Origin of the sequence: Herbaspirillum huttiense, from assembly GCF_047300815.1 — a bacterium.
GTDB classification, from domain to species: domain Bacteria; phylum Pseudomonadota; class Gammaproteobacteria; order Burkholderiales; family Burkholderiaceae_D; genus Herbaspirillum; species Herbaspirillum huttiense_A.
The window spans coordinates 1,154,627-1,173,999 of record NZ_CP178608.1 but is presented as its reverse complement, the minus strand read 5'-3'; the positions used below and the strand labels follow the sequence as shown (position 1 = coordinate 1,173,999).

The window sequence follows — 19,373 nt, the reverse complement described above, 5'->3', positions numbered from 1 at the left end:
CGCAATGGGTGTTGCGAATGGCCCGGCCAATCACGGCTTGTGGGGTTCCGGATTTTGCAACTGCAATTGCAGCCGCTGGAGCGCACTGCCCACCGGAATGAAGAAATTCATCCCCGCCAAACCCTTGGCACCCAGCCCGGCCACGGTGATGCCGATCACCTGGCCTGACTTGTCCAGCAAGGGACCGCCGCTGCTGCCCGGCAGGATCGCCACGTCGCTCTGCAGGAAATCCAGATCGCGTACCTTGCGCACGCCGCTCAGGATGCCGCGCGTCAATGTCGTGTTGAACGCATCGCCCAGCGGCGAACCCAGCGCATAGACATCCTCGCCGATGCCCGGCTCCCCCATGCGCAGCGGCATGGGCCGCACGCCAGGTGCCTCGGTCTTGAGCAGCGCGATGTCCCGTGCCGCATCCACCCGCACCACCTCTGCCAGCAGTTCGCGGCCGGTCGGCAGGCGCACGCGCACGGCGCCGGCCTGGCCGATCACGTGCTGGTTGGTCAAGAGCCAGCCGGAACTGCCGATGTAGAAGCCGGTCCCGGAACCCCGCTCGGTGAGCACCGTCACCACCGCCGACCGCAGCTCGGGCATGCGCTGGGCGATCTCGCTGCTGCCCCGCTCGGCGGGCTGGTTGTCGATGGACAAGGGCCTGCCCGGCGGCGCGGGTGCGGGTGCGGGCGCGCGCGCCACCGCGCTGTCGGCATTGCCGTTGGCGGCGGCCGCCACGCTGTCATAGGGCGATTGCAGGGCCAGTGCGAAGCGCGGGTCGGCCAGCAGATTGCGTACCGCCACACCGAAGGCCTCCATCGGAATCGGCGGCATGCTGCCCTCCAGGCTGCGTTCGCGCGAACGGAACACGCCTTCGCTCATGCCGCGATAAATCACCTTGCGCTGCTCGGGCGCGAACACCTGCCATTCCAGCCGCACATAGGCCTCGCCGGTCCAGCCGTCGCTGCCCTTGGCGCAGAGGTTGGTCTGCAACTGGTTGATGATCACGCCCACCTGCAGGTTGAAGTCCGGCGGCGGCGCGCGCTCGCCGGCGGCCTGTGCGCCTTGTTCGCGGAAGAGCGGCTCGGCCGGCGGTGAGGGCACGGGATAGCCATGCTGCTGCAGCTCGCTGCGAAAACGCTGGAACAGCGCATTGGCCGGCAACATGACATCGGCGCTGTTCTGGTTCCAGATGATCTCGTTCTTGCGGGTGCAGAACATGCCGCCCTGCAACTGCCCGATCACCTGGCTGCCCTGGCTGCCCTGGTCGAAGCGGCGCTGGGCGCGTGCCAGGTAGGCCGGGCGGGCCGTGGCTTGCGCCGGCAACTGCAGCGGGCTCTTGTTCTCCACGGCGGGCATGAGCGCTTCGCTGCCCTGGGCGCCAGGCGCCAAGCCGAGTGCGCAGGCCAGCAGCAGCGCCATGGCAGGCAGCAGCGCTACAGGACGCCGCCGGGATTGCTGGAGTGTCTTGTTCATCATCGAGCCGGGAAAATGAGCCAGCACCCCTGCTGGCCGATGAGCGCATTCTCGCACGGGCACCCTGCCCCCGCGATTGCCCCATATGCCCGTTAAATGAAAGAAAGGCCACCTCCCACAAGAAAGATGGCCTTCTCCAAAACACGCAGGTGAAATAATTTACGCGCTGGCCACCTGCGGCTGCTGGGGCTGCTGACCTTTGTGTCCCTTGATGCGCAACACCAGCACCGCACCGACCAGACAGGCGATGCCCATCAGAATGGAGGAGAGCGTGTAGTTGCCCAAGGTGGCACGCATGTAGCCGGCCACGGTGGTGGCGGTGGCGGCGCCGAGCTGGTGCCCGGCCACGATCCAGCCGAACACGATGGGCGCAGCCAGGCGGCCGAAGACGTCATTGGCCAGGCGCACGGTGGGCGGCACGGTGGCGATCCAGTCCAGGCCATAGAAGATGGCGAAGATAGCCAGGCCGTAATACTGCAGGCCGAAGGCATAGGGCAGGAAGATCAACGCCAGGCCGCGCAGGCCGTAGTACCAGAACAGCAGCACGCGCGGGTTGTAGCGGTCCGAGAGCCAGCCCGAGAGCGTGGTGCCGACCAGGTCCAGCATGCCCATGGCGGCCAGGATGGAGGCGCCGCTGACTTCGTTGATGCCGTAGTCATTGCACATGGCGATGAACTGCGTGCCGATGTAGCCATTGGTGGAGAGCCCGCAGACGAAGAAGCTCATGAACAGCAGCCAGAAGTCCGGCATGCGCACCGAGGTGCGCAAGGCATCGAGGGCGATGGCCAGGGGATTGCGCTTGGAGCGGCCGTCATCGGCCGTCTCGCTGGTCTGGCCCACCATCTTCTGGCCGATGGCGGCCGGGCCTTCCGGCAACAGCAACCACACCAGCGGGATGGCCAGCAGCGCCACGGCCGAGACCAGGAAGGCCACCGAGCGCCAGCCATAGCTGCCCACCATGGCCGCCATCAGCGGCAGGAACACCATCTGTCCGGTGGCCGCACTGGCGGTGAGCAAGCCCATGGCCAGGCCACGGCGGGTTTCGAACCAGCGGCTGACGATGGTTGCGCCCAGGGTATTGGCGGCCACGCCGGTGCCGGCACCGACCAGCAAGCCCCAGGACAGCAGCATGTGCCACGGCATCTGCATGAGGGTGGACAAGGCCGTGCCGGCCGCCAGCAGCACCAGCGCGCCCAGCACCACACGGCGGATGCCGAAGCGCTGCATGGCCGCCGCCGAGAACGGACCGATCAGGCCATAGAGGGCGATGTTGACCGAGATCACCACCGAGATGGTGGAGCGGTTCCAGCCGAATTCCTGCTCCAGCGGCAGGATCATCACCGAGGGCGTAGCGCGGATGCCGGCCGAACACAGCAGCACGAGGAAGATCACGCCCACCACCACCCAGGCATAGTGGAAGCGGGGTGTGACGGCGTTGGCCAGCGATTGGGTCAGTTTGTTCATTGCGATCCTGTCGGGAGGGCAGTTTGGGCGAAGTGGATGGGCGAGGTGGAGTCGTCGGGTGAAGCAGTTTTCATTGCAGTTCAAACCGGGCTGGTGGCCGCGTGAGGTGTCAGGCGTCCTGCAGGCGAGCGTAGGCGTCCTCGATGAGGTCGTTGAATTCACGGGCGAGCTTGGGACCCAGGCGGCGATCGATCTCGTCCTGGGCGCGGCGCCAGCGCGGACGCGCTTCGTCCAGCTTGGCGCGGCCGGCGCGCGAGAGCTGCAGGGCGAAGGAGCGCTTGTCCAGCAGGGCCTCGTCGGGCAGGTCCACGGTCTCGATCCAGCCGGCCGCCATCAGCGGCTTCAGGGCGCGGCTCAGGGTGCTGCGGTCCATGCCCATGTCCTGCGCCAGCACGATGTTGGCAATCGGACCCTTGCGGCCGATGCGGCTCAACAGCGAATACTGGGTGATGCTCAGCTCGCTGTCCTGCAGGTGATGGTCATAGATGATGGTGATCCTGCGCGTGAGGCGGCGCAGGGGGGCGCAGGTGCAGATGTCCTTGCTCATGGGCATTCCAGAAAGGGCGCGGGCGGCAGCCGGATAAACAAACTGACGGGGCCGGTTCAGCCGGTCCCGTCAGTTGCGATTACCTATGCATATGCATCGATGTGTATGCATCATAAGGCCAGCTCAGCCGCAAGTCAAGCCAGCCTGCTGCCCTGCTGTCAGGTGTTGATTTGCATTGAAAACTGACCCACTTTCCCAGGAAATTTGCATCCAAAGTTGACCCATGTTTAGACCACAATCCTGCTCATGACAGCGAGCGGGAGAACGGAGTGATAGACGTGGCCCTACTTGGAATTATTCGACGCTGGTACATCAGAGACCGCATCTCAATTCGGGAAATCGCCCGCAGGCTCGACATATCCCGCAACACAGTTCGCCGCTACATCCGATCCGATGTCAGCGAACCTGCTTATCCAGCAAGGCGTTCGCCAAGCTCGCTCGATGACTTCACCGCCAGGCTCTCCGCTTGGCTCAGCGCAGAGGCGGTCAAATCTCGGAAGCAAAGAAGGACCCTGAAACAGATGTTCCTGGACTTAAGAGAGCTGGGATACGAGGGGTCGTATGACCGGGTGGCTGCCTTCAGCAGGCAATGGAAGGTGGGTCAAATGGAGAGGGTCAAATCTGCGAGCAAATCAACATCACTAACAATCCCTTCTCAGTAGTGCATCGCTTCATTTTTTAGATGCACATTTCTATCGGTTGCGACAGTCACAATCGACTTGTCAAACGGCCCGCATCTTCATGGAATCCTCAGCCCGCGTCAACTTCACTCTAGGGCGAAAAATTCTTCTCAACTGAAAATTCGTGCCGATTATTCCGACATATGCGTACGATTCTGTAACTCTTGTATCAAAATGTTACAACATCATTTTTTTGCTACAGAAGAGCTCGCAATGCGCGACGTTAAGTACACGCATTCAAATTGTAACTTTTTGAAACAGTTTGGTTAAATGAATACCTTTCTTGAATGTTGCTATTTAGAAATGGTTATTGACGTAGTGGACTAAGCAATGCCTGGAAAATAAAGAGCATTTAATAGACACGTTCTGCATCCCGATGAAAGCAGGCCTGCTTTAGCTTGAACCGCAATTCTTCTACCAACTTCTACATTCTTCAATTCTTCTGATACTTTTTTTCTACTAGCTTCTGCCTGGGCTAAAGAAAACAGCCGCTTTTTTCTATTTTTCTTGTATGTCGTCACACCTGCAGGCCGGATAGCGCCACCCGCCTTGGCAAGGCTGGCGCGCCTCAGGCCAGGTTGAGCCCCTTGCGGATCGCCGAATCCACCGGCCCGGCCGGCATGAAGCGGCGCAGTTTGGTCAGCAGCGACGCCTGGCCCGGGGGCGTGTGGCGCATCTTCCAGCGCGTATCGAGGGCAGCCGCGACGATGGTGCGGGCCACCGTCTCGGCCAGCGGCGCCTGATGCACATGCTGCGACACTGCCGCGGCGGCGGCCGTGCGCTGGGCGTCATAGGCGGCGATCTTCCTGCCTGCCTTGGGCGCATTCAGGTCCAGGCTGGTGCGGGTATAGGCCGGCTCGACCAGCACCACGCGCACGCCAAACTGGCGGGTCTCGTGATCCAGGCTTTCCGACAATCCCTCCACCGCATGCTTGGAAGCGGCATACAGGCCCATGTACGGCGCCGGCAGGAAGCCCAGCACCGAACTGACGTTGACGATGCGGCCGCTGCCCTGCTTGCGCATCTGCGGCAAGACCGCCTGGCTGGTGCGCAGCAAGCCCATCACGTTGACCTCGAAGAGCGCCTGCGCTTCGGCCACGGAAGTTTCTTCCACCGCCCCTACCAGCGACACGCCGGCATTGTTGACCAGGACGTCGATGGTGCCGCTGCGTTCGATGACGGCGCCGATGGCGCGTGCAACCGAGGCTTCATCGCGCACGTCCATGGCGATCAGATCCACCCCTGCAATCGCGCTGGCAGTGTCGACATTGCGTACGGTGCCGTACACCTTGTGCCCTTGCATGGCGAACACACGTGCCGTTTCCCGGCCGATGCCGGAAGACACGCCGGTCACCAACACTATCTTTTGTTGCTTCATGGGTCCTCCCCTGTGGTTGGTCTCCGGTGCCAATGCACCGGAGTACGGGACGTGCGTGTCAGCCCGCCAGGATATCGGTCAGGTACACCGACGACGACAGCGCTTGCTGGATCTGGCGGCTAGGCTCATCGGCCAGCACTTCCAGGCCGCCCGCTTCCACCACATCAAAGGTATTGCGCACCACGCTTTCCGGAGTGACCTTGGGCGCATCGAAACCACGGGCCAGATCGGTATCGATGAAACCTGCGTGCACGCCCACGACCTGGGTGCCCTGCTGGCGCAGTTCCTGGCGCAGGCCGTTGGTGAAGGCCCAGGCGGCCGCCTTGGATACGCCATAGGTGCCCAGTACGGGCGTGTTGACCAGGCTCAGCAGCGAGAGCATGTTGATGATGGCACCGCCGCCGTTCCTGGCCAGGATGGGAGCGAAGGCCTGGCTCAGGTTGAGCATGCCGAACAGGTTGGTGTTGAGGTGATCCTGCAGCTGGGCCTGTGCGTTGGCGGGCACGAAGCCGCCGGTTTGGGCGATACCGGCATTGTTGATCAGAATGGTGAGATCGCCGATCTTCTCGGCGGCGGCCAGCACGTCCTCGCGCTTGGTGACGTCAAGCTGGATCGGCTTGACACCAGCCAGCTTGACCGACGAGGCGTCACGGGCGCCAGCATAGACGCGCTTGGCGCCGCGTTCCAGGGCTTGGCGAGCGAATTCCAGGCCCAGACCGCGATTGGCGCCGGTGACCAGTACGACTGCGTTTTCGAATTTCATGATGATTCCTTTCAGTGGGTTGGAGGGGACTTGCGTTGTACGTCAGCTTGTTTGTTCAGTCACCAGAGCGTTTTCAGATCGGTGACACGTTTCTTTCAAACCAGATTCAGATGACAAAATATGATGACCATCATATTATGCGGCAATAAAAAACGGGATGGAACACACCACCACCCCGCAATGCATGACACAGCGTGCTGTGCATGACGCATTCCGTGAGGAAATTCTTCAGTCTGCGTATCGTTCCAGCAGTTCGGCGCGGGTCGAAGCGAGCAATGCGCGTCCCTGCTTGCCGTTTCCCAACACCCGGGCCATCTGCATGGCACCGCTGATGGTCGCGGCGATCGTCCAGCTGGCTTGATCACCGTGATGAGCAGGAAGCACCCGGCGTACCAAAGCCTGCAGGTTGAAAACGGCCTGCCGCGAAGACGCCAGCACCTCCGGCGCCTGGCTGCGCATTTCGCTGCAGAGTGCGGAGACGGGGCAGCCGTTTTCGCATGCATCGATATGTGTTTCGGAAAGATAGGCCTCCACGAAACTGCGGAACCGGTCACCATTGCGTGCGGCCAGCTTGTCGACGTAGTCGGAAACCATGGCGCCGCTTTCTTCGCTGGCGTGGATGACCGCCTCGGCCAGCAGCGCATCGCGCGATGCAAAGTGCGCGTAGAAACCACCGTGCGTCAAGCCGGCTTCCTTCATCACCTCGGCCACTGCCACGCCCTTGAAGCCGTCCCGGCGCATGACGCGCGCCGCAGCGGCCACGATGCGCCGATGGGATTGCTCTTTCTTGCTAGTAGCGATTGAGTTCATGGGCAGACGATACCACGAAATATGATGATCATCATATTCAGATGCAGATTTTTTTCTCGCCGTCTCATCGGCGACACATCGTGCTGATCACGCCACCGCAGTGGCGACGAGAAAACCTCGGCACAAAGACTCCAAACAGAAATTGAAACAATTTAGAGTTCGGTAAACATCTATAAATAGATTATATTTGAACTCTAAATTGCAAAAACAGATTTGCAACAGGAGTTCACGCCATGAAAAAGTCCAAGCAGGAAACGCTGGATACGCGCAAGCGCATCCTGTCCACGGCCACCCGCATGTTCCTGGCCGATGGCCTGGCGCAGACGGGGATCGCCAGCATCATGCAGGCGGCCGGGCTGACCCAGGGCGGCTTCTACCGTCATTTCCGTTCCAAGGAACAACTCATCGTCGAGGCCAGCAAGGCCGCCAACGAGCACATGTTCGCCGCCTTCGCCCAAGCGGTGGCCGGCCGTACGCCGCAGCAGGCGCTGGTGCTGGCGGTGGACATGTATCTGGACCAGCTGAGCGGCCACGACTGTGACGGCATGTGCCCCCTGCCCAACCTGGGCAGCGAGTTGCGGCGGGCCGATCCGGTGGTGCGGGGCGCCGCCATGGCAGGCCACCAACTGCTGGTGCAGTTCTACCAGAGGCTGGCCGAGCAGGCCGGCGCGGCCGAGCCCGCCGAGCTCGGGGCGGCGCTGGTGACGGCCATGGTCGGCGCCGTCATGCTGGCCCGGGTGGCCGTCAATGCCCAGACGCAAACGGCCATCCTGGCCAATTGCCGCAAGACCTTGCACGCCATGCTGGCACCCTCCAGCCCAGGCATCTGAAGCATTGCCGCCACACACCAGGCATCCCCCGCAACCAGCCCGGCAGAAACGCCTTGAATTTTTTAGAGTTCGCTGATAATCTATATTTAGCGGTTAGATGTACTCTAATATTCGCTGATCCCAGTCAGCCCTTCAACGCTCGCTCCTTTCTCCGAGGCTTCCATGCACACCCTGCTCTCCCGCCTGCCCCGGCGCACCGTCATCAGCGCCACGCTCCTGCTCTCCCTGGCCGCTTGCGGCCATCCGCCGCCGCCGGCGGACACCGTGGCCAAGGTGGCCTGGGTCACCGTGCAAGCGGCCGGCAGCGAGCGCGTCAGCTTTACCGGCGTGGTCCACGCCCGCACTGAAAGCAACCTGGGCTTCCGGGTGGCCGGCAAGATCGTCGAACGCCTGGTCGATCCCGGCCAGACCGTGCGCCGTGGCCAGCCCCTGATGCGCATCGATGCCGTCGATTACGACCTGGCCCTGGCGGCCGCCCGTTCTGCGGTCGAAGCCGCCCAGGCGCGCCAGGTGCAGGCCGTGGCCGAGGAAGCGCGTCTGCGCAAGCTGCTGGAACATGGCGCCATCTCCACCCAGTCCTATGAACAGGCCAAGGCCGCCGCCGACGCCGCCGTGGCCCAGACCCGCGCCGACGCCGCCCGCGCCCGCGAAACCGAAAACCAGCGCGACTACGCCGTACTGAAGGCCGACATGGATGGCGTGGTACTGGCCGTGCCCACCGATGTGGGCCAGGTGGTCGCCGCCGGCCAGACCGTGGTTTCGCTGGCGCGCAATGGCGCGCGCGAAGCCCAGGTCTACCTGCCCGAACAGGAACTGGACGTGGCCCGCCGCAGCGCCACCGCCACCCTCTTCAGCGAGCCCGGCCAAAGCGCGCCGGCCACCCTGCGCGAACTGGCCGCCGTGGCCGACGCCCAAACCCGTACCTACCTGGCGCGCTACACCCTGGGCGGCAGCGCCGCCCGTGCGCCGCTGGGCGCGACCGTCACCATCCATGTCGCCGCGCCCGCCGCAGAGGGGGTGCGCCTGCCGCTGAGCGCCCTGGTGGACCAGGGCAAGGGCACGGGAGTGTGGGTGATCGATGACAAGTCCGGGACCGTCAGCCTGCAGCCGGTCAAGGTGGCCCAGCTGGGCGAAGAACTGGTACGCGTCTCGCAAGGGCTGACCCCCGGCCAGCACGTGGTGGCCATGGGCGGCCATCTGCTCAAGTCCGGCCAGAAGGTGCAACTGCTGGCGGAAACCCGCATGGGGAGCGGATCATGAGCCGCTTCAATCTCTCCGCCTTCGGCGTGCAGCAGCGCGCCATCACGCTGTTCCTGATCATCGCCATCAGCGTGGCCGGCATCTTCGCCTTCTTCCGCCTGGGCCGTGCCGAAGATCCCAGCTTCGTGGTGAAGGTCATGACCATCGCCGCTGCCTGGCCCGGTGCCACCGCCCAGGAAATGCAGGAGCAGGTCGCCGACCGTCTGGAAAAGCGCCTGCAGGAACTGGAAGCCTATGACCGCGTGGAAACCGCCTCGCGTCCCGGCCAGGTCACCATGAAGCTCTATCTCAAGGATGACACCGACGCCAAGACCGTGGAAGAACAGTTCTACCAGGTCCGCAAGAAGCTCGGCGACGAAGCCGCCAACCTGCCGCGCGGCGTCTACGGTCCCTTCATCAACGATGAATACTCGGATGTCTACTTCTCGCTCTTCTCGCTGGAAGCCCGCAACCTGCCGCACCGCCAGCTGGTCCTGCAGGCCGAGGATATCCGCCAGCGCCTGCTGCGCGTGCCCGGCGTCCAGAAGGTCAACATCCTGGGCGAACAGCAGCAACGCATCTTCGTCGACATTTCCTACCAGCGCCTGGCGACGCTGGGCATCAAGGCGCAAGCCATCATCGATGCGTTGGGCAAGCAGAACACCGTGACCTCCGCCGGCTTTGTGGAGACCAGCGGCCCGCGCGTGCAGCTGCGCCTGGACGGCGCCATCGACAGCATCGAGGCCGTCAAGGCGATTCCCATCGTGGGCGCCGAGCGCACCGTCAAGCTGGGCGACATCGCCGAGATACGCCGTGGCTACGAAGACCCGGCCAGCTTCGTCATCCGCACCCAGAGCGAGTCTGCCCTGGTGCTGGGGGTGGTGATGAAGAAGGGTTACAACGGCCTGCAACTGGGCGAGGACCTGAGCGGTTTCCAGCACCAGGTGCAAGGTGACCTGGCCACCGGCATCACGCTGGAACAGATCGCCGACCAGTCCAAGGCCATCAAGGCAGCGATCAACGAATTCATGATCAAGTTCTTCATGGCCCTGGCTGTGGTGATCGCGGTCAGCCTGGCTACACTGGGCTGGCGCGTCGGTGTGGTGGTCGCGGCCGCCGTCCCGCTGACCCTGGGCGCGGTGTTCGTCATCATGCTCATGACCGGCCGCGTGTTCGACCGCATCACGCTGGGCGCGCTGATCCTCTCGCTGGGCCTGCTGGTGGACGACGCCATCATCGCCATCGAGATGATCGTGGTGAAAATGGAAGAGGGCTTGAGCCGGGTGGCAGCCGCCACCTATGCCTGGACGGCGACTGCCGCACCGATGCTCTCGGGAACGCTGTTGACCATCATCGGCTTCCTGCCGGTCGGCTTTGCCCGCTCCACCGCAGGCGAATACGCCGGCAACATCTTCTGGGTGGTGGCCTTTGCGCTGCTGACCTCGTGGGTGGTGGCGGTGCTGTTCATTCCCTACATGGGCGTAAAGATGTTGCCCAACATCCCGGTGAAGGCCGGTGGCCACGACGAGATCTACAGCACCCCCAACTACGTGCGCCTGCGCAACCTGGTGCGGTGGTGCGTGGACCACAAATGGCTGACGGCGGCCGTCACGGTGGCCCTGTTCCTGCTCTCCGGCGTGGGCATGGGAGCGGTGCAGAAGCAATTCTTCCCCAACTCCGAACGGCCCGAACTGACGCTGGAAATCAACCTCCCGCCGGGCAGCGCCTTTGCCGCCACCGACGCCGTGGTCAAGCAGATCGAAGCGAACCTGCGCAAGGAACCGGAAGCCGAGATCGTCTCCAGCTACGTCGGCCAGGGTACGCCGCGCTTCTTCCTCTCGATCAATCCGGAGCTGCCCAATCCGGCCTTCGCCCAGATGATCGTGCTCACCGCTGGCCCCGCCGAGCGTGACGTGCTCAAGGAAAAGATCCGCAAGATGATCGCCGAAGGCCGCTTCCCGCAAGCCCGGGTACGTGTGAGCCAGTTCGTGTTCGGCCCGCCGGTACCTTTCCCTGTGCTGTTCCGCGTGGTCGGTCCGGACCTGGACCGGGTGCGCGACATCGCCGAACAGGTGCGCGTGGTGATGGCTGCCAACGCCGACATGCGCGACGTCCACATGGACTGGGGCAACCGCACTGCCAACGTGCACCTGAGCCTGGACCAGGAGCGCCTGCGCCAGGTCGGCCTCTCGCCGCGTGACGCCGCTACCCAGCTGCAGGCCATGCTCAACGGCATCCCCGCCACCCAGGTGCGCGAAGGCCTGCGTACGGTCGATGTGCTCATCCGCAGCCCCCATGCCGAACGCAGCAACCTGGCCGACCTGCGCAACCTGGTGCTGACCACCGACAGCGGCGCCAGCGTACCGCTGGCCCAGGTGGCGCGGCTGGAAACGCGGATGGAAGATGCCGTCCTCAAACGCTACAACCGTGAGACCTACATCGCCGTGCAAGGTGACATCCGCGACGGCAGCCAGCCGCCCGACGTGACCAACGCGATCCTGCCGCAACTGGCCGCGCTCAAGGCCAGCCTGCCCCCGGGCTATCGCATCGACACCGGCGGTTCGGTGGAAGAAAGCGCCAAGGCTGACCAGGCGCTGGCCAAGCTGTTCCCGCTGATGATCGTATTGATGTTGACCATCATCATGCTGCAGGTCCGTTCCTTCGCCACCATGTGGATGGTGTTCGCCACCGCCCCGCTGGGCCTGGTCGGCGCCGTGCCCACGCTGCTGGTGTTCCACCAGGCCTTCGGCTTCAACGCCATCCTGGGCCTGATCGGGCTGGCCGGTATCCTGATGCGCAATACGCTCATCCTGGTGGACCAGATCCGGCATGACCTCGACGCCGGCCTCAGCCCCTATGAGGCGGTGATCGAGTCCACCGTGCGCCGTGCGCGTCCGGTGATCCTGACGGCGGTGGCGGCGATGCTGGCCTTCATTCCGCTGACCCACTCCACCTTCTGGGGTCCGCTGGCCTACGTCCTCATCGGCGGCGTCGGTGTGGGCACGGTCCTGACCCTGCTGTTCCTGCCGGCGCTGTACTCCTTGTGGTTCAAGGTGCGCAAGCCTGCGGCCGTCGTCTCTCCCATCAAGCCTGTCCACTCCAAGGAGTTCGCATGAACATGATCAAACACCTGGGCGGGGCCTCGGTCCTCTTCGCCACCCTCCTGGCCGGCTGCTCGCTGGCACCGACCTACGAACGGCCGGACCTGCCGGTGCAGACCCAATGGCCGGAGAAGGTGGCCCCCGGCGCGAGCGACGCGGCAGCGGCCACCCCGGCGGCCAGCCTGCCCTGGCAGGAATTCTTCCGCGACGCCTCGCTGCGCCAGCTCATCACCCTGGCACTGGAGCACAACCGTGACCTGCGCGTGGCAGCCCTGAACATCGAACGCGCCCGTGCGCTCTACCAGGTGCAGTCGGCCGACCGCCTGCCCACGGTCAACCTGGGCGTCTCGGGTGCCCGCCAGCAGACACCCGATGCGGTGGCCCCGGCCGGCAAGGGCGGGCTGACCACCGCCTACAACGTGGGCCTGGGCGTGACTGCCTTCGAGCTGGACCTGTTCGGCAGGGTGCGCAACCTGAGCGGTGCGGCGCTGGAGCGCTTCAACGCCACCGAGGAGGCGCGCAAGACCACCCAGATCAGCGTGGTGGCGCAAGTGGCCTACAGCTATGAAGCGCTGGTGGCCGACGAGCGCCTGCTGGCCCTGGCGCGCCAGACCCTGGAGAGCCGCACGGCTTCGCACCAGCGCCAGGTCAGCCTGCGCGACATGGGCGCCAGTTCCGACTACGACCTGCACCAGTCCGATTCCCTGCTGGAGGCGGCCCGCATCGCCGTGCTGCAGGCGCAGCGCCAGCGTGCCGTGGATGAAAACGCGCTGGTCCTGTTGCTGGGCCAGCCGGTGCCCGCAAGCCTGCTGCCCGGACCCGACGCTTCCTGGAGCGCCAGCGTGATGGCCGAGCTGCCGGCCGGCCTGCCCTCGGACCTGTTGACGGCGCGGCCCGACATCGCCCAGCAGGAAGCCCTGCTGCGCGCGGCCAATGCCAACATCGGCGTGGCGCGGGCGGCGTTCTTCCCGCGCATCAGCCTGACCGGCAGCTTCGGCTCGGCCAGCGATGCCTTGAATGGCTTGTTCGAATCGGGCAGCCGTTCATGGAGCTTCCTGCCGTCGATCACCCTGCCGATTTTTGATGGTGGCCGTAATCGCGCCAATCTCGGCGTGGCCCAGGCCGACCGCGACATCGCCATTGCCCAGTACGAAAAGACCATCCAGGGCGCCTTCCGCGAAGTGGCCGATGCCCTGGCCGGACGCGCCACGCTGGGCGATGAACTGCGTGCAGTGCAGGCGCAGGAACGCGCCGAACAGAAGCGCCACGACCTGGCCAAGCTGCGCTATGACAGTGGCGAGGCCAGCTATCTCGACTACCTCGATGCCCAGCGTGCCTGGTTCGCCAGCCAGCAACAGAGCATCCGCACGGGGCTGGCCGAAGTGCAGAACCGCATCAGCTTGTACAAGGCGTTGGGAGGGGGCTGGAAAGACCCTGCACCGGCGGGGGCAGAGCAACTGGCACGCAAGGACTGAACGTCACCGTGGAGTACCGCTGCCTGTGGAGGGCAGCGTTTTTGGTCCTGGCCCGGCGCAAGCCGGCCAGGACTTTTTTTTCAATGGCGGGGCAGGACCAGGTCGGCCTGGGTGGGGGCGCCTTGCAGCAGGAGCTGCACGGTGTTCTCGGCGTTGGCGGTGATGCTGTCGGCCAGGGCCTCGTCATCGGCCATGCGCAAGAGCGAAACCGCGCCCACCAGGATGGAGACGATGGACTCGGCCAGGCCGATGTAGTCCTGGTAATCCAGGCGCATCAGGGGGGCCGCGATCAGCTTGACCAGGCGCGAGTAGCCGGCCGTGATCACTTCCTTGACCTGCTGGTCGGCATGTCCCAGCTCGGTGGACAGGTTGGCCAGCGGGCACAGCAGGCGGCCATCGCCGGCCTGGTGCTGGCGCAGGTAGGCATGCACGATCTGTTGCAGCGCCTCGCGCGGCGGCTTGCCGCTGGTCAGCTCGTCCAAACGCCCCTGCAGGTAGTCAAAGGCCACCGCGCTGGCGTCGGCCACCAGGTGTTCCTTGGAGGTGAAGTGGCGATAGAAGCCGCCCTGGGTCAGGCCACAGGCGGACATGACATCGGAAATGGCAGTGGCCGTGATGCCATTGCTGAGAAACAGGCCAGAGGCCGTCTCCAGGATGCGCTTCCTGGTCTCGGCGGCTTCAGCATTGGATTTGCGCATGGCGAACTCCTGTCAATCACTCTGCAGATATAGATGTTCATTGTACGCCAAAAGTTCTGCACTCAGACAGGATCGCGTTGCCGGAAAGCCTCGCGATAGCGTTGCGGACTCACGCCCAGGGCACTCACGAAGGCATGGCGCATGCGCCCGGCGTCACCGAAACCGCATTCATAGGCGATGCCCTTGATGGGCAGCTCGCCACTTTCCAGCAGGTTGCGCGCGGCCTCGATGCGGGCGCGCTGGATGAACTGGGCTGGTGCCATGCCGGTCTCGCGGCTGAAGCTGCGGGTAAAGCTGCGCAGGCTCATGTTGGCCAGACGCGCCAGTTCGGCCACCGGCCAGGGCTGGCGCAGCTGTGCCAGGATCTGGCGCTGCACCTCGGCCACCGGCGAGGCCGGATCAGCCATGGCATCGAGCCAGGGGCTGAACTGCGACTGGCCGCCGGCACGCTGCATCACCACCACCAGGCGCTTGGCGACATTGCGCGCCACCTCCGGGCCGTGATCGCGGCGCAGCAGGTAGAGCGCGAGGTCGATGCCGGCCGTTACGCCCGCCGAGCTGTAGAGATTGCCATCTTCGACGTAGATGCGATCAGCCTCGACCCGGGCGTGCGGACAGAGCTGGGCCAGTGCGGCAGCGTCGTTCCAGTGGGTGGTCACGGTGCGTCCCGCCAGCAGGCCCGCGTGGCCCAGCAGGAAGGCGCCGTTGCAGATCGCGCCGAAGCGTTGCGCCTGCTGGCAGGCCTGGCGCAACCAGGCCTGCCGATCCTGCGGCAAGGAGCGTCCGGGCACGGGCGGGCCGCCGGCCACCAGCAACAGGTCCGATGAGGGAACGCCCTCTTGCCAGGTCTGCCCGGCCTGCAGGACCAGGCCATTGGAACAGGTCACAGCCGCGCCATCGAGGCTGACAGTCTGCAGCCGATAGCGGTCAGACGGCATCAAAAACCGGTTGGCTTCGGCGAACACATCCAGCGGGCCGGAGACGTCGAGCGCCTGTACGCCATCGAATACCACCATCGTCACTATCGTCATCGGGGAACCGGGTCATGAGGTAAGCGGGAGCCTGGCGCGCCGCACGGAGGCCGCGCGTTGCGCCGGGCGCGCTCATTGTGCCATCTCCAGGCGGCGGCAGCCGGCGTCAACAGCAGCCGATACCGGCCAGATCGCAGGTCATTCACGCCAGCTGAAACGATGCGCCCGGGCCCGTCAATGAAGGAAAAAACGATCCCGCCCATGAAAAAGCCCGCAGGCGCGTGCCTGCGGGCTGAGGGGTGAAGCAAAGGGTGCGCCGGCTCACACCAGCGTATCGTCGTAGCCGCCGCTGTCATCCAGGTCGAAATTGCTGAGGTCAGCCAGGTCGCTGCTGGTGTCGCCGCTGCTGGTGTCGTTGCTGGCCAGGTCGGACTTGCGGTCGCCCTGGCTGCCGTAGTAGTTGTTGACGGTGGTGTTCTCGATATTCTCCACCGGGGCGCTCAGGCCGTTCTGGTGCGCCAGTCCCGATCCGCTGTTGCCGTTGAAGAGGTGCTCGATGCCCTGGTACAGGAAGGCGCCACCGGCCACGCCCGCGGCCGTCGCCGCCACGGTGCCCAGCATGCTGCCCATGCCGCCGCCGAAGAATCCGGACGAAGGCGCTGCTGCCGGTGCTGCCTGGTAAGCGGGCGCGGCATAAGGCTGTGCAGGGGCCGGCGTATAAGCCGGGGCGGCAGGCTGTGCTCGCGCCGGGGCTGCGGCGGGCGCATTGCCCCAGGCGTTGCCATCGAGAAAGCCCGAGCTACGCGCACCGCCCGATGCATTGGCCTGCAAGGACTGCACCTGGTTCTGCAGGGCGGCCACCTGGGCCTTGGTGGCGTTGAGGGCCTGTTCCATCAACAAGGCCCGCTGCACCAGCAGGTACGCCGCATCCGGCTGTCGCGCCACCGCCGCCTGGATCATCGCGTCGGCCTGGGCATCCTTGCTGATGCCCTGCACCTGCGTCAGTTGCTGGAGAAAATCCTGAAGGGCTTGGGTTTCTTGCGGACTCATGATGACGCTCCCGACAAAGTTGAACAATCAAAAAAAAACCATAAAAACGCGTGAATCGCGATTGAAACGCAGACTGTAGACACAACGCGCCAACCCGCTCCCACGGATGACCGGCATGCACCTCATCAGCGGGCTCAACGACATTATGCGCGCCCCTTGCTTGCAGATTTGTGTCAACAATCGTCGACTTGGAAACAGCTTGTAACAGCCGTCGGCGGCCCCCTGAACGCAAACGGCATGGCCGCAAAAAACCCGAAGCGTGAATTTTTAGGTAATATCCCCCTCCCCGCACCCGTTCCCGCGGCCACAAGCCCGGAGCGGGCGGAGGCAGGCGCGGCCACCCGGCAACCAACACTGGAAGCCGGTTTCCGTACCCCACTCCGGACCGACGAGAAACCACCATCCTTCCCGATCGGCCCGCCGCATTCAAGACCAGGAAACCAGAACAGTGCAAGCTGGCTGCAGCGACATCAGACGTCGTGCAAGCCGCTGCCTCAAGACCGTTTTTCATCCCTCACCAAGACCATGACCCAACACATTTCTGCCGCCGAGCAACTCCTGCGTGACGCCGCCCGCGAATACCACCGCACCCCGTCGCGCGGCAAGATCGAAGTCCGTCCCACCAAGCCGCTGTCGAACCAGCGCGACCTGTCGCTGGCCTATTCGCCGGGCGTGGCCTATCCCTGCCTGGACATCGAAGCCGACCCGCTGAAGGCCTTCGACTACACCTCGCGCGGCAACCTGGTGGCCGTCATCAGCAACGGCACCGCCGTGCTGGGCCTGGGCAACATCGGTCCGCTGGCCTCCAAGCCGGTGATGGAAGGCAAGGGCTGCCTGTTCAAGAAATTTGCCGGCGTGGATGTGTTCGACATCGAACTGGCCGAGAACGACCCGGACAAGCTGGTCGAGATCATCGCCGCACTGGAGCCGACCCTGGGCGGCATCAACCTGGAAGACATCAAGGCCCCGGAATGCTTCTACATCGAACAGAAGCTCTCGGCGCGCATGAACATCCCGGTCTTCCACGATGACCAGCACGGTACCGCCATCATCTCCTCGGCCGCCCTGCTGAACGGCCTGGAACTGGTCGGCAAGGACATCGGCGCCGTCAAGATCGCCGTCTCCGGCGCCGGTGCTGCCGCCATCGCCTGCGTGGAAGTGATGATCGGCCTGGGTGTGAAGCGCGAGAACGTCTACATGGTCGACAGCAAGGGCGTCATCTATGAAGGCCGCCCGGGTGGCCTGGACGCCTCCAAGCAGCGCTACGCCATCAAGACCGAAGCGCGCACCCTGGCCGACGTGGTCAACGGCGCCGACGTCTTCCTGGGCTGCTCGGCCCCTGGCGTGCTGACCGCCGAGATGGTCAAGACCATGGCCGACAAGCCCATCATCCTGGCGCTGGCCAACCCGGAACCGGAAATCCGCCCCGAGCTGGCCAAGTCGGTCCGTCCGGACTGCATCATCGCCACCGGCCGTTCGGACTATCCGAACCAGGTCAACAACGTGCTGTGCTTCCCCTACATCTTCCGTGGCGCGCTGGACTGCGGTGCCACCAAGATCACCGAAGCCATGAAGCTGGCCTGCGTGCGCGAGATCGCCGACCTGGCCAAGGCCGAGACCAGCGCCGAAGTCAGCGCCGCCTACCCCGGCAAGGAACTGGTGTTTGGTGCCGACTACCTGATCCCGACCCCGTTCGATTCGCGCCTGATCCTCAAGATCGCCCCGGCCGTGGCCAAGGCAGCCGCCGAGTCCGGCGTGGCGACCCGTCCCATCAAGGACTACGCCGCCTACCGCGAAGAACTGACCCGCTTCATCTACCAGACCGGCATGTTCATGCAGCCCGTCTTCAACACCGCCAAGGTCGCGCCGCAACGTGTGGTCTACGCTGATGGCCAGGACGAGCGCGTGCTGCGCGCCGTGCAGTTCGTGGCCGACGAAGGCCTGGCCGCACCGATCCTGGTCGGCCAGCCCGCCGCCATCGAAGCCGGCATCAAGAAGGCCGGCCTGCGCATCAAGATCGGCCAGAACGTGCAAGTGATCGATCCGGCCAGCGACGCCCGCGTGGCGCAGTACGCCGCCCAGTACAAGGACGGCAGCGAAGCCGACGTGCGTGCCAGCGGCAGCCTGCTGGCGGCGCTGATGGTCAAGGCCGGTGACGCCGACGCCATGCTGTGCGGCCTGGATGGCAACTACGACGGCCACCTGGCCCATGTGGAAAAGGTGATTGGCCTGAAGGACGGCGCGCAGGAATTCGCCGCCCTGAACGCCGTGCTGCTTCCGGAACAGACGCTCTTCATCACCGACACCTACGTCAACGACACCCCGGACGCCGAGCAGCTGGCGCGCATCGCCCAGGCCGCTGCCGAAGAAGTGGCGCGCTTCGGTGTGCCGCCGAAGGTGGCCTTCCTGTCGCACTCCAACCATGGCAGCTCCTCGCGTCCCTCGGCCCGCAAGATGGCCGCCGCGCATGAAGCCTTCAAGAAGCTGGCACCGGACGTGGAATCCGCCGGCGAACTGCATGGCGACGCCGCCCTGTCGGAAAAGATCCGCAACAACGCGGGCCTGGCCGACAGCGGTCTGACGGGTGCAGCCAACGTGCTGGTCTGCCCCAACCTGGATGCCGCCAACATTCTCTTCAACGTCTTGAAGACCAGCAGCGGCCAGGGCACCACCATCGGCCCCATCCTGCTGGGCGCGGCCGCTCCCGTGCACGTGCTGACCCCGTCGAGCACCGTGCGCCGTGTCATCAACATGACCGCGCTGGCTGCGGCCAAGGCACAGGACGGCAAGTCCAAGGCCTGAATCCGGCCGGTAGCATGAACAACGCCCCGCCGTCGTGAGACGGCGGGGCGTTGTTTTTTGCAGCAAGCTTCACGCGGGGCGGGACCTGTGCGGCGCAGATC

The 19,373-nt window shown here is 64.6% G+C and carries 16 protein-coding genes; 6 read left to right on the top strand and 10 right to left on the bottom strand.

Features of this window, described 5'->3' with window-relative positions; all coding sequences use genetic code 11:
• Positions 1-30: 30 nt before the first annotated feature.
• From ACLRDN_RS05370 to ACLRDN_RS05360, 3 genes are all read right to left on the bottom strand, one after another.
• On the bottom strand, positions 31-1,464 hold the full coding sequence (locus tag ACLRDN_RS05370) for a S1C family serine protease (RefSeq protein WP_413459290.1): 1,434 nt from the start codon (positions 1,462-1,464) through the stop codon (positions 31-33).
• 159 nt (positions 1,465-1,623) lie between these two features.
• Positions 1,624-2,928 carry an MFS transporter gene (locus ACLRDN_RS05365; RefSeq protein ID WP_413459289.1) on the bottom strand — a complete coding sequence of 435 codons (1,305 nt, stop codon included), beginning with the start codon at positions 2,926-2,928 and terminating at the stop codon, positions 1,624-1,626.
• Positions 2,929-3,037: 109 nt separating this feature from the next.
• Positions 3,038-3,475 (bottom strand): MarR family winged helix-turn-helix transcriptional regulator, encoded by a 438-nt coding sequence (locus tag ACLRDN_RS05360; RefSeq protein ID WP_413459288.1) that lies wholly within the window; start codon positions 3,473-3,475, stop codon positions 3,038-3,040.
• Between the two features lie 269 nt (positions 3,476-3,744).
• Here ACLRDN_RS05360 and ACLRDN_RS05355 point away from each other — a divergent pair, with 269 nt between their 5' ends.
• Positions 3,745-4,137, top strand: coding sequence for a winged helix-turn-helix transcriptional regulator (locus ACLRDN_RS05355; RefSeq protein WP_413459287.1), 393 nt, complete (start codon positions 3,745-3,747; stop codon positions 4,135-4,137).
• Positions 4,138-4,478: 341 nt separating this feature from the next.
• On the opposite strand, the gene ACLRDN_RS05350 is transcribed toward ACLRDN_RS05355, so the two are convergent.
• From ACLRDN_RS05350 to ACLRDN_RS05335, 4 genes are all read right to left on the bottom strand, one after another.
• On the bottom strand, positions 4,479-4,676 hold the full coding sequence (locus ACLRDN_RS05350; RefSeq protein ID WP_413459286.1) for a hypothetical protein: 198 nt from the start codon (positions 4,674-4,676) through the stop codon (positions 4,479-4,481).
• Between the two features lie 47 nt (positions 4,677-4,723).
• Positions 4,724-5,533, bottom strand: coding sequence for an oxidoreductase (locus tag ACLRDN_RS05345; RefSeq protein WP_413459285.1), 810 nt, complete (start codon positions 5,531-5,533; stop codon positions 4,724-4,726).
• 58 nt (positions 5,534-5,591) lie between these two features.
• The gene (locus ACLRDN_RS05340; protein WP_413459284.1) at positions 5,592-6,296 is read right to left on the bottom strand and encodes an SDR family oxidoreductase; all 705 of its coding nucleotides are present in this window, start codon (positions 6,294-6,296) and stop codon (positions 5,592-5,594) included.
• Between the two features lie 228 nt (positions 6,297-6,524).
• A complete protein-coding gene (locus ACLRDN_RS05335) occupies positions 6,525-7,106 on the bottom strand; it encodes a TetR/AcrR family transcriptional regulator (protein WP_413459283.1) in 582 nt (193 codons plus the stop codon).
• Between the two features lie 233 nt (positions 7,107-7,339).
• On the opposite strand from ACLRDN_RS05335, the gene ACLRDN_RS05330 reads away from it, so the two are divergent.
• The 4 genes from ACLRDN_RS05330 to ACLRDN_RS05315 all read left to right on the top strand — a co-directional run bounded on the left by ACLRDN_RS05330 (position 7,340) and on the right by ACLRDN_RS05315 (position 13,751).
• Entirely contained in the window at positions 7,340-7,936 is a 597-nt protein-coding gene (locus tag ACLRDN_RS05330) for a TetR/AcrR family transcriptional regulator (protein ID WP_413459282.1), read from the top strand.
• Positions 7,937-8,098: 162 nt separating this feature from the next.
• Complete coding sequence (locus tag ACLRDN_RS05325) at positions 8,099-9,196, top strand: efflux RND transporter periplasmic adaptor subunit (RefSeq protein WP_413459281.1); 1,098 nt, start codon at positions 8,099-8,101, stop codon at positions 9,194-9,196.
• Positions 9,193-12,291: an efflux RND transporter permease subunit gene (locus tag ACLRDN_RS05320; RefSeq protein ID WP_413459280.1), complete on the top strand. Its 3,099-nt coding sequence runs from the start codon at positions 9,193-9,195 to the stop codon at positions 12,289-12,291. The genes ACLRDN_RS05325 and ACLRDN_RS05320 overlap by 4 nt, the downstream gene beginning before the upstream one ends.
• Positions 12,288-13,751 carry an efflux transporter outer membrane subunit gene (locus ACLRDN_RS05315; protein WP_413459279.1) on the top strand — a complete coding sequence of 488 codons (1,464 nt, stop codon included), beginning with the start codon at positions 12,288-12,290 and terminating at the stop codon, positions 13,749-13,751. The genes ACLRDN_RS05320 and ACLRDN_RS05315 overlap by 4 nt, the downstream gene beginning before the upstream one ends.
• Positions 13,752-13,831: 80 nt before the next feature.
• Here ACLRDN_RS05315 and ACLRDN_RS05310 read toward each other — a convergent pair whose 3' ends face one another.
• The 3 genes from ACLRDN_RS05310 to ACLRDN_RS05300 form a co-directional block, all read right to left on the bottom strand.
• Positions 13,832-14,449, bottom strand: coding sequence for a TetR/AcrR family transcriptional regulator (locus ACLRDN_RS05310; RefSeq protein WP_413459278.1), 618 nt, complete (start codon positions 14,447-14,449; stop codon positions 13,832-13,834).
• Between the two features lie 62 nt (positions 14,450-14,511).
• Positions 14,512-15,480 carry a GlxA family transcriptional regulator gene (locus ACLRDN_RS05305; protein WP_413459277.1) on the bottom strand — a complete coding sequence of 323 codons (969 nt, stop codon included), beginning with the start codon at positions 15,478-15,480 and terminating at the stop codon, positions 14,512-14,514.
• A 261-nt stretch (positions 15,481-15,741) separates the two neighbouring features.
• On the bottom strand, positions 15,742-16,470 hold the full coding sequence (locus ACLRDN_RS05300; protein ID WP_413459276.1) for a DUF2076 domain-containing protein: 729 nt from the start codon (positions 16,468-16,470) through the stop codon (positions 15,742-15,744).
• 525 nt (positions 16,471-16,995) lie between these two features.
• On the opposite strand from ACLRDN_RS05300, the gene ACLRDN_RS05295 reads away from it, so the two are divergent.
• Entirely contained in the window at positions 16,996-19,272 is a 2,277-nt protein-coding gene (locus ACLRDN_RS05295; RefSeq protein ID WP_413459275.1) for an NADP-dependent malic enzyme, read from the top strand.
• Positions 19,273-19,373 lie beyond the last annotated feature (101 nt).

What these genes read in the sequence shown, in the direction of transcription:
- ACLRDN_RS05370 (WP_413459290.1), bottom strand. Translation starts at nt 1,464, where the DNA reads ATGAACAAGACACTCCAGCAATCCCGGCGGCGTCCTGTAGCGCTGCTG.
- ACLRDN_RS05365 (WP_413459289.1), bottom strand. Translation starts at nt 2,928, where the DNA reads ATGAACAAACTGACCCAATCGCTGGCCAACGCCGTCACACCCCGCTTC.
- ACLRDN_RS05360 (WP_413459288.1), bottom strand. Translation starts at nt 3,475, where the DNA reads ATGAGCAAGGACATCTGCACCTGCGCCCCCCTGCGCCGCCTCACGCGC.
- ACLRDN_RS05345 (WP_413459285.1), bottom strand. Translation starts at nt 5,533, where the DNA reads ATGAAGCAACAAAAGATAGTGTTGGTGACCGGCGTGTCTTCCGGCATC.
- ACLRDN_RS05340 (WP_413459284.1), bottom strand. Translation starts at nt 6,296, where the DNA reads ATGAAATTCGAAAACGCAGTCGTACTGGTCACCGGCGCCAATCGCGGT.
- ACLRDN_RS05335 (WP_413459283.1), bottom strand. Translation starts at nt 7,106, where the DNA reads ATGAACTCAATCGCTACTAGCAAGAAAGAGCAATCCCATCGGCGCATC.
- ACLRDN_RS05330 (WP_413459282.1), top strand. Translation starts at nt 7,340, where the DNA reads ATGAAAAAGTCCAAGCAGGAAACGCTGGATACGCGCAAGCGCATCCTG.
- ACLRDN_RS05325 (WP_413459281.1), top strand. Translation starts at nt 8,099, where the DNA reads ATGCACACCCTGCTCTCCCGCCTGCCCCGGCGCACCGTCATCAGCGCC.
- ACLRDN_RS05320 (WP_413459280.1), top strand. Translation starts at nt 9,193, where the DNA reads ATGAGCCGCTTCAATCTCTCCGCCTTCGGCGTGCAGCAGCGCGCCATC.
- ACLRDN_RS05315 (WP_413459279.1), top strand. Translation starts at nt 12,288, where the DNA reads ATGAACATGATCAAACACCTGGGCGGGGCCTCGGTCCTCTTCGCCACC.
- ACLRDN_RS05310 (WP_413459278.1), bottom strand. Translation starts at nt 14,449, where the DNA reads ATGCGCAAATCCAATGCTGAAGCCGCCGAGACCAGGAAGCGCATCCTG.
- ACLRDN_RS05305 (WP_413459277.1), bottom strand. Translation starts at nt 15,480, where the DNA reads ATGACGATAGTGACGATGGTGGTATTCGATGGCGTACAGGCGCTCGAC.
- ACLRDN_RS05300 (WP_413459276.1), bottom strand. Translation starts at nt 16,470, where the DNA reads ATGAGTCCGCAAGAAACCCAAGCCCTTCAGGATTTTCTCCAGCAACTG.
- ACLRDN_RS05295 (WP_413459275.1), top strand. Translation starts at nt 16,996, where the DNA reads ATGACCCAACACATTTCTGCCGCCGAGCAACTCCTGCGTGACGCCGCC.